Raw genomic sequence first — 7,512 nt, 5'->3', positions numbered from 1 at the left:
GTGGTGCTGGCCATGGGTGAGGCGGAGAACATGTCTGGCGAAGCGCAGGCCCGCACCGATATTTCCTTGCCCGCACCTCAACTGGCGCTGATCGAAGCGGTCAAGGCGACGGGCAAGCCGACCGTGCTGCTGCTGCGTCACGGTCGGGCGCTGGCGCTGACCGGCGCGGCGCGTGAGGCCGACGCCATCCTCGCGACGTGGTTCCTGGGGTCAGAAACCGGCAACGCCATTGCCGATATCCTGTTCGGCGACTACGCCCCCTCCGGTCGCCTGCCGGTCAGCTTCCCACAGGCATCGGGTCAGCAGCCCTATTATTACAATCACCGCATTACCGGTCGCCCGCAACTCGATCCGAAGGACATGGCCTATAAGACCCGCTACCGGGAAGTCACCAATGAGGCGCTTTATCCGTTTGGCTACGGCCTGACCTATTCAACGATTGAATACGGCCCGACCGCGGTCAGCGTGGCCGAACTGGGCTGGGACGCCACCCTCACGGTCAGCGCCGAAATCACCAATACGGGCACGCGCGACGCTGATGAGGTGGCGCAGCTCTATATCCATGACAAGGTGGCGAGCCTCGTCCAGCCGATCCGCCAGCTCAAGGGCTTTAAGCGCCTCAGCCTGAAGGCCGGAGAGCGTAAGCGGGTGGAATTTAGCCTCAGCCGCGCCGATCTGGCCTTCGTGCACCCTGATCTGAAACCGGCGGCAGAACCGGGGGCGTTCAGGGTGTGGATCGCGCCCTCGGCGGTCGGCGGCACCCCGGCTGACTTCGTTCTGAAAGCCTAGATGTCGAAAAAAAGCAGCGAGATAGGCTTAAGCGGGGCCGCGGTTTACGGGCTGGGGGATTTTGCCTGTAACCTCTACTGGCAAAGCCTCAGCCTGTTTCTGCTGTTTTATTATACCGAGGTGGTCGGCCTGCCGCCCGCGACGGCCGGTCTGATCTATCTGATCGCCTCGGTCTGGGATGGGCTGATCGACCCGCTGATCGGGGCGGCGGCGGACAAGACGCGCACACGTTTTGGCGCCTATCGCCCCTATCTGCTGTTCGGCGGGCCGCTGCTGGGGCTCAGTTTTTGCCTTCTTTATTATCGCCCGCCGCTGGAAGGGACGATGCTGCCCCTCTGTCTTCTGGGCACGCATCTGGTCTTTCGCACCTTCTATGCGCTGGTCAATGTGCCCTATGCGGCCCTGTCCGGGCGTATCACCAGCGACCCGAACCGCCGCGCGCAGTTGTCCTGCTTTCGCATGTTTTTCGGCGCGCTGGCCGCGGTTCTGGTGTCGTTGATCACCCCGGCCTCCGGGCAGGGGGGCTATTTCCTGACGGCCGTCGCCTTTGCCATCGTCGCCACCGCCCTGTTTCCGCTGGTGTTTTCGGTGACGCGCGAGCCTGAGCCGCAGACGGCCGCCCCACCGCCGGCGCTGAAGGCCCTGATCGGCAGCCTGCTGCGCAATCGCGCCTTCTGGCGGCTCAATCTGGGGGCGCTGGCCTTCGCCGTCTCAGGGACTGTCCTCACCAAATCCGTCCTCTATTACTTCAAATATCAGCTACACGATGACCGCAGCGGCGCGCTCGCGTTGGCGGTGATGGGTATGGCAGGTCTGGTGGTTATTCCGCTATGGACGCTTCTGGCGCGGCGCATCGGACGGCGCGGCGTGTGGATCGCGGCCTGCGGTGTGGGCCTGAGTGGTTTATCGGCGCTATGGGCCATAGGCACAACCGCCGGGCCTCTCGGCGTCATCGCCTGTCTGGTCTGTGTCCATAGCGGCTCTTTGGGTCTGCTTTTTGCCTTCTGGTCGCTGCTGCCCGACACAGTGGATTATGGCGAACAGACGCTTCAGGTGCGCGCCGATGGCTTCGTCTTCGGCGTCGCGGGTATGATCTCCAAGATTTCGATGGGTCTGGGGGCGGGTCTGTTTGGTTGGGGCTTGGGGCAGGCTGGTTATCAGCCTAATGTCTCCCAAAGTGCCGCGACCCTCAGTGATCTGCGGTTGCTGATGCTGCTCACCCCGGCTTTGGGGTTTGGTCTGTGCCTGCTGGTGATGATACGCGATGTGCGGGTGAAATCAGCCTCCGTCTGAGGCGGTACGGCTCCAGCGGCGGCGGTCCAGATAGGGCCCCTGATAGGGGGGGCGGGGTTCGACCGCATTGCGCGGGTCAGGTGACTGCGTCGCCGCCGCGCCGCCATTGCGGCACACCGACGGCTCTATGCCGTAAAGTCCGGCAGCAAAGTCATAGACGCTGCGTTCAACCAGGGTGCGGACGCCCAACTGGATGGGCTCCATTTCGCTGAACCCGCCCGACAGGTCGAGCATGGTTCCGTCGAGCAGGGTGAAGAGGCCGGGCTTCACCTCACGCCCCACAATCTGTTTCTGATAGGCGGTGACGCGCCGGATTTCCTGAGACCGCGTGTCGATCAGGCGCAGATCCAGCGCAATATTCATCACAAAGCGCCGCGACACGAAGCTGCCCGCCGGATCGTCGCTGCCGGTGCCCCCGGCGCGCAGATCGACCCCGTCCGAGCGGATATTGTAATTCAGTTCCGTCAGGCCGCCGGAAATATAGTAGTCGGACCCGGCGATTTGTCCGGCATAGACCTTGCGGAAATTGTCCGGATCGTTGCCCGCCTGATCCGGCGTGTCGGACAGGACGTGGTCCATGGCGGCCTTCAGTTCATAGTCGGAGATGTCGCGATCACCGCGCTCCACCTGAGGCAGGCCGGCGCGCGACAGGGCCGACTGGGCGAACAGGGCGATGCCCTGCGTGATATTGGCCCCGGTATAGAAGTCGCGCTTGCCCGTCAGGTCGTCGATACGGCCCACCGCCACGCGCGGCAGGGTCTTGTGCGTGGCCAGCGCGGCCTGCTGAAGACAGGTCAGATCGGCGCTGTAGGGTGTCAGGTTGGCCGTGGCCGGGGCATTGCCCACAGGCTTGGCATAAAGGTCCGTCTGCGGGTCGGCGGTGACGCTGGCGCAGGCCGAAAGCAGCACGGGCAGGCAAAGGACCAGACGTCTCATGGCTGCACCGTTTTCAGGCCGGCTTCGCTGAGGCAGGTGCGGGCGTCAGTGGCGGTCCATAGCGGCGCGATCAGGTGATAGACCGAGCGTTCGACCAGTTCGCGTACCGACATTTGCAACGGCTCCTGACGGCTGTTACCGCCTTGCAGCAGCAGGCCGATATCCTCGCTGCCGCCATTCAGGCGACGGTCGTTGGTGACGCCGATCACCTGTTTCTGAAAGGTGACCGTGTCCACCACCTGTTGGGTCTGGGTGTTGACCAGCCGCATATCGACGGCAACATTGAGCACATAGGTGCGGCCGCTGATCTGCCCCTGCACGCCGGGCAGGACCTGCGAGCCGATGGCCGCGTCGTAGCCGTCGGAGCGGATATTGTAGTTCAGTTCGGTAATGCCGCCGACGATGTAATAGCGCGACCCGGCGATCTGCCCGGCCAGTATCGGGCGGAAATTGTCACCGCTGTGCCCGGCGCGCTCCGGCGTATCCGACAGCAGCTTTTGCCGCGCATAGTTCAGCTCGATCTCGGCCACGGAATTGTCGAGGCGCTCGACCACGGGGACCCCGGCATAGCCGAGCGCACTGACGGCAAACAACGAGGCGCCTTGCGTGATCTTAGCGCCGGTGTCGAAATCGACCTTGCCCGTGAGGTCGCCAATGCGCCCAACGGCCAGTCGCGGCAGGCCATTCAGAGATGGGCGGCGTGCCAGACAGCGCAGGGCGGGGGTGACGGGCGTTTCATTGAGCGTCACCTCCGCCTGTGGAGACGTGGCGGCAGCCAGACCCGGCGTGAGCGAGCCTGCGGCGCAACTCAGGGCGAAGAAAAGGCGAAGGGTGGGGGGCATCTGCGCGTATCCGGGTAGGGGTGAAAGCGGGGAGGTGTTATTCACCGGTTGTTTTGCGACCATTGAGCACGGCAGTAACCGTGCCGGAATTGTCCTGACGGCTGTTGAGAATGACCGTGTTGTGGCTGCCGCTGACCGTGACCGACAACAGGTTGCCAATCGCCGTGGCCGTGCCCTGCGTCGTCAGAAGACTATTGTTCGACAGAAGGCTGCCGCCGTTGGAACTCGACTGGCTGTAGCGGCTATTGGCGTCGTCGTACTGGATGATACCGTTGACGATCAGGCGGTTGCCATTGGCATCGCGCGTCGTGGGGGTGAAGGGCTGGCTTTCCAGCCGTCGGCCATTGCCATAGCCGTTTTCCAGCGCCCGCAGGTCCGAGGTCTGCGCGACGGCAGGGAGGGACAGCAATGGGCCGCTGAAGACGAGGCCGGTAAGAAGGACGGTTGTCCGCATGTCTATTGCTCCATAACGGAAAAGAGGAGCCCGCCTGCGCGGCAGGCTCCCTTCCGGATCATCAGAAACCCTTGACAGTCAGGGTGTTTCCGATGGCGGCCGCCGTGGCGTCCACCTTGCCCGCCACGCCAGCAATTGTGGTGTTGGCGTAGGCATTGACCGCAGCCGTATTGACCTGGGTCGAGTTCAGGCTGCTGAAGTCGGTGGTGAAGGTGGCCGAGTTGCTGATGGCGGCCGCCGTAGCGCTGACCGACTTGTCCACATTATAGACCGTGGCGTTCAGCACTGCCGACGGGTCATAATTGACGTACTGGGTGTTTGACACGGCACCCGACCAGTCGGCTTTGACCGTCGCCGTGTTGGCAATGGCGGCCGAAGTGGCGCTGACATCGCCCGTCACATTGGTGATGGTCGTCGAAAGGTTGGAGGTCGCGTCCCCGAAGAAGCGCTGATAGTTGTTCAGGCCGTTGAGGCTCGACCCTTCGGCGGTGAAGCTGTTGCCGATGGCCGCAGCGGTCGCCGACACGTCACTGGTGACATTGTCGATCTTGGCGTTCAGTTGTGCCTTGATGTTGGATGAGTTGTTCTGATTGTTCGAGGCGGTTTGCGCCTGAGCCGAACCGGCCAGAACCAGACCGGCGACGGCGATTACGGAAAGATATTTCATCTGAGTCTCCTGTGTATTTGCCCCCAAACGGGCCACAGAAGATCAGCAATAGTCAGGCCTATAAACGCAGTTAATCTTTCATTTTTAAGATAAGTAAATGAAAGATTAAAACATTATCGTTCAGGAGAAATTAACGTTTAATAAAAAATTAGTTCACCTGGGTTTGCGATTATTAAGAAATTGAAAATCATGTTTCTTAAGATGGCGATAACCTTAGGATGTATCGACTTAATACATGTATTTATTTGAGAAAATATCGTTTCGCCCCTTGGGGGAAAGGCGAGCGTTTCGTGTGTCAGAGCGGCACGCCTACGGTAACTCTATAATGGCTTCATGCCGCATAAATCGGGGGTGCAGGGGCCTTGCGGCCCCTGCGTCTACCCCTTTTAAGGCACCGTCGTCTCGATGGTGAAGCTGTAGCTCTGAGGCTTCAGCGGGATACGGTACTTGACCAGCGAGCGGGCCTCCTGCGACCAGCCAGTATCGCCGCCAACACCGATCTGGGCCAGGTCGATCAGCAGCGTCCCGTCACCGCGGGGCGTGACGTCAGCGGCACGCCATTCGCCGCGCGGGCGGGCATAGAGGTCTTCGTAGGGGAAGGCGAGGGCATTGGCGCTCAGGGGCTGAGCCCCGGTCACCTTCACGCCCTTACCCGAAGCGTCGGAAACGGCGATCCAGCGCACATCGGTCTTGTTGCCGGTTTCCTGCGGACGGGCATAGTCGTGGAATTGCTCGGCGACCGTGCCCTTATAACGACCAATGGCGTAGCCGGTCTGGCGATCGACATAGGATTCTTGCGGGCCGCGTCCGTACCATTCGAGATTGGCCAGCGACGGATCGGTGTCAAAGCGCAGTCCGACACGCAGCGGATCGGGCAGATCATCCTTGACCGGATCAAAGTCCGTGGTGACCATGACCTTGCCGTCGGTGCGCAGGCGATAGGTGACGGTGACCTTCACCTGACCGGGGCCGTGCACGAACAGCACCTGTACGCGGTCAGCCTCAACCTTCAACTCGCGCACGCGGCGGTTTTCGGTCAGGCTTTTCCAGATGCCGTGGCTGCGCGCCACATTGGCACCTTCATCATTATCGGTCAGGCCGCGCCAGAAGTTGGGCGTGCCGCCTTTGAGCAGGGTCTTGCCGTTGCTATCCAGCGCGATCAAGCCGGTATCGGCGTCGATGTTCAGCGTGCGCCCGGCGGCGCTGAGGGTGATGGCCTTGCCCTTCTGCTGCGGCTTGACGAAGGCCGTGGCCTCCACCGGGGCCGCGGCCGGGCGCAGCACAAACTGGCTCCAGCCGACCGTCGAGCCCGCCGGCACGCCGCGGATGCTGTCGCTTTTAGCCGTGGCGGCCAGCGTCACGATGTATTCCGCGCCGTCCTGCGGCAGGGCCGGCAGGGACAGGGGCACGTCGGAGGCCGAGTCAGGGGCGGCCTTGACACCGCCCAGCGTGCCGCGATCGGCGACCACGCCGTCCTTCAGCAGGGTCCAGGTAAAGTCAAAGCCCGACAGGTCGCGGAAATTGTGCCGGTTGACGACCGTGACCTTACCCGACTGCGACGCCCCTTCGAAGGTGACCGGCGAATAGACCTTCTGAAGCTCGTAATATTCCGGGTCCGGGGTACGGTCGGCCTGCACCACACCGTCGCCCACCACCGAATTGTCGCCGCGTTCGGGGTTCACATCAAAGCCCGAGGCCCAGTAGTGACGGCCTTTAGAGTCCGTGCCGTCCACGAACTGATCGATGAAGTCCCAGACGAAGCCGCCTTGCAGCTTCTTTTTGGCGCGGATGGCGACCCAGTAATCCTCAAGATTGCCGAGGCTGTTGCCCATGGCGTGGGCGTATTCGCACTGGATCAGTGGCTGGGTGTAGCGCGGGTCTTCGGCATAGTCGTTGATGCGGTCGATGTCGTCGTACATCGGCGCGTAGATATCGACAAAGGGGTTGGGCTGATGGTCGCCGTACAGGGTGCCGTGGCCCAGATAGGAGATCAGGCGCGTCGGGTCATTTTGCCGAATCCACTTGGCGGCGTTTTCAAAATTGGGCCCGGTTCCTGCCTCATTGCCCAGTGACCAGAAGATGATCGAGGGGTGGTTCTTATCGCGCTCAACCATGCGCGAGATGCGGTCGAGGTGCGCATTGGCCCAGTGCGGCTTGTAGCCCAGTTGCATCTGCTCGCGGATTTTCGGGTCGTTCGCCTGCGCCGCCTTCTTGTCGGCGGTGTCCATATATTCATGGCTCTCGATATTGGCCTCATCCATGATGTAGAGGCCATATTCGTCGGCGAGGTCGTAGAGGTATGGGTCGTTGGGATAGTGCGAGGTGCGCAGCGCATTGACGTTCGCCTGCTTCATCAGCTCGACATCCTTGCGCATCAACTCCGGCGTAATGACGCGGTAGGTCTTCGGGTCATGCTCGTGGCGATTGACGCCCTTGATCAGGATGCGCTTGCCATTGACCTGCACCTCGCCGTTGCGGATTTCCACCGTGCGGAAGCCGATCTTTTTAGAGGTCGCCGAGATCAGGTTCCC

7 protein-coding genes are annotated in these 7,512 nt (G+C 61.9%); 2 read left to right on the top strand and 5 right to left on the bottom strand.

All coding sequences use genetic code 11. The features are described from left to right. Both Q0072_RS20100 and Q0072_RS20095 read left to right on the top strand, forming a co-directional pair. A partial coding sequence (locus Q0072_RS20100) for a glycoside hydrolase family 3 C-terminal domain-containing protein (protein WP_298333511.1) occupies nucleotides 1–789 on the top strand: 789 nt, incomplete at its 5' end. After that, nucleotides 790–2,082, top strand: a complete 1,293-nt coding sequence (locus tag Q0072_RS20095; protein WP_298333509.1) for an MFS transporter — start codon at nucleotides 790–792, stop codon at nucleotides 2,080–2,082. Here the strand turns inward: Q0072_RS20095 and hfaB (Q0072_RS20090) are convergent. The 5 genes from hfaB (Q0072_RS20090) to Q0072_RS20070 form a co-directional block, all read right to left on the bottom strand. Beyond that, complete coding sequence (hfaB, locus tag Q0072_RS20090) at nucleotides 2,068–3,018, bottom strand: holdfast anchoring protein HfaB (RefSeq protein WP_298333507.1); 951 nt, start codon at nucleotides 3,016–3,018, stop codon at nucleotides 2,068–2,070. The two genes, Q0072_RS20095 and hfaB (Q0072_RS20090), sit on opposite strands and share 15 nt — an antisense overlap. Beyond that, nucleotides 3,015–3,860, bottom strand: coding sequence for a holdfast anchoring protein HfaB (hfaB, locus tag Q0072_RS20085; protein ID WP_298333505.1), 846 nt, complete (start codon nucleotides 3,858–3,860; stop codon nucleotides 3,015–3,017). Before hfaB (Q0072_RS20085) ends, hfaB (Q0072_RS20090) begins: the two co-directional genes overlap by 4 nt. A 37-nt stretch (nucleotides 3,861–3,897) precedes the next feature. Beyond that, the gene (gene hfaA, locus Q0072_RS20080) at nucleotides 3,898–4,314 is read right to left on the bottom strand and encodes a holdfast anchoring protein HfaA (RefSeq protein ID WP_298333503.1); all 417 of its coding nucleotides are present in this window, start codon (nucleotides 4,312–4,314) and stop codon (nucleotides 3,898–3,900) included. 61 nt (nucleotides 4,315–4,375) lie between these two features. Continuing rightward, nucleotides 4,376–4,981, bottom strand: a complete 606-nt coding sequence (locus tag Q0072_RS20075; RefSeq protein ID WP_298333501.1) for a hypothetical protein — start codon at nucleotides 4,979–4,981, stop codon at nucleotides 4,376–4,378. Between the two features lie 386 nt (nucleotides 4,982–5,367). Continuing rightward, nucleotides 5,368–7,512: glycoside hydrolase family 2 TIM barrel-domain containing protein (locus tag Q0072_RS20070; protein ID WP_298333499.1), on the bottom strand; the 2,145-nt coding region annotated here is incomplete at its 5' end.

Origin of the sequence: Asticcacaulis sp. (genome assembly GCF_027484505.1) — a bacterium.
GTDB lineage: Bacteria > Pseudomonadota > Alphaproteobacteria > Caulobacterales > Caulobacteraceae > Asticcacaulis.
This window is presented reverse-complemented; position numbering and strand designations above follow the sequence as displayed.

Excerpts from the sequence above, each read along its gene's own strand:
- Q0072_RS20095 (WP_298333509.1), top strand. The coding sequence starts at position 790 with ATGTCGAAAAAAAGCAGCGAGATAGGCTTAAGCGGGGCCGCGGTTTAC.
- hfaB (WP_298333507.1), bottom strand. The coding sequence starts at position 3,018 with ATGAGACGTCTGGTCCTTTGCCTGCCCGTGCTGCTTTCGGCCTGCGCC.
- hfaB (WP_298333505.1), bottom strand. The coding sequence starts at position 3,860 with ATGCCCCCCACCCTTCGCCTTTTCTTCGCCCTGAGTTGCGCCGCAGGC.
- hfaA (WP_298333503.1), bottom strand. The coding sequence starts at position 4,314 with ATGCGGACAACCGTCCTTCTTACCGGCCTCGTCTTCAGCGGCCCATTG.
- Q0072_RS20075 (WP_298333501.1), bottom strand. The coding sequence starts at position 4,981 with ATGAAATATCTTTCCGTAATCGCCGTCGCCGGTCTGGTTCTGGCCGGT.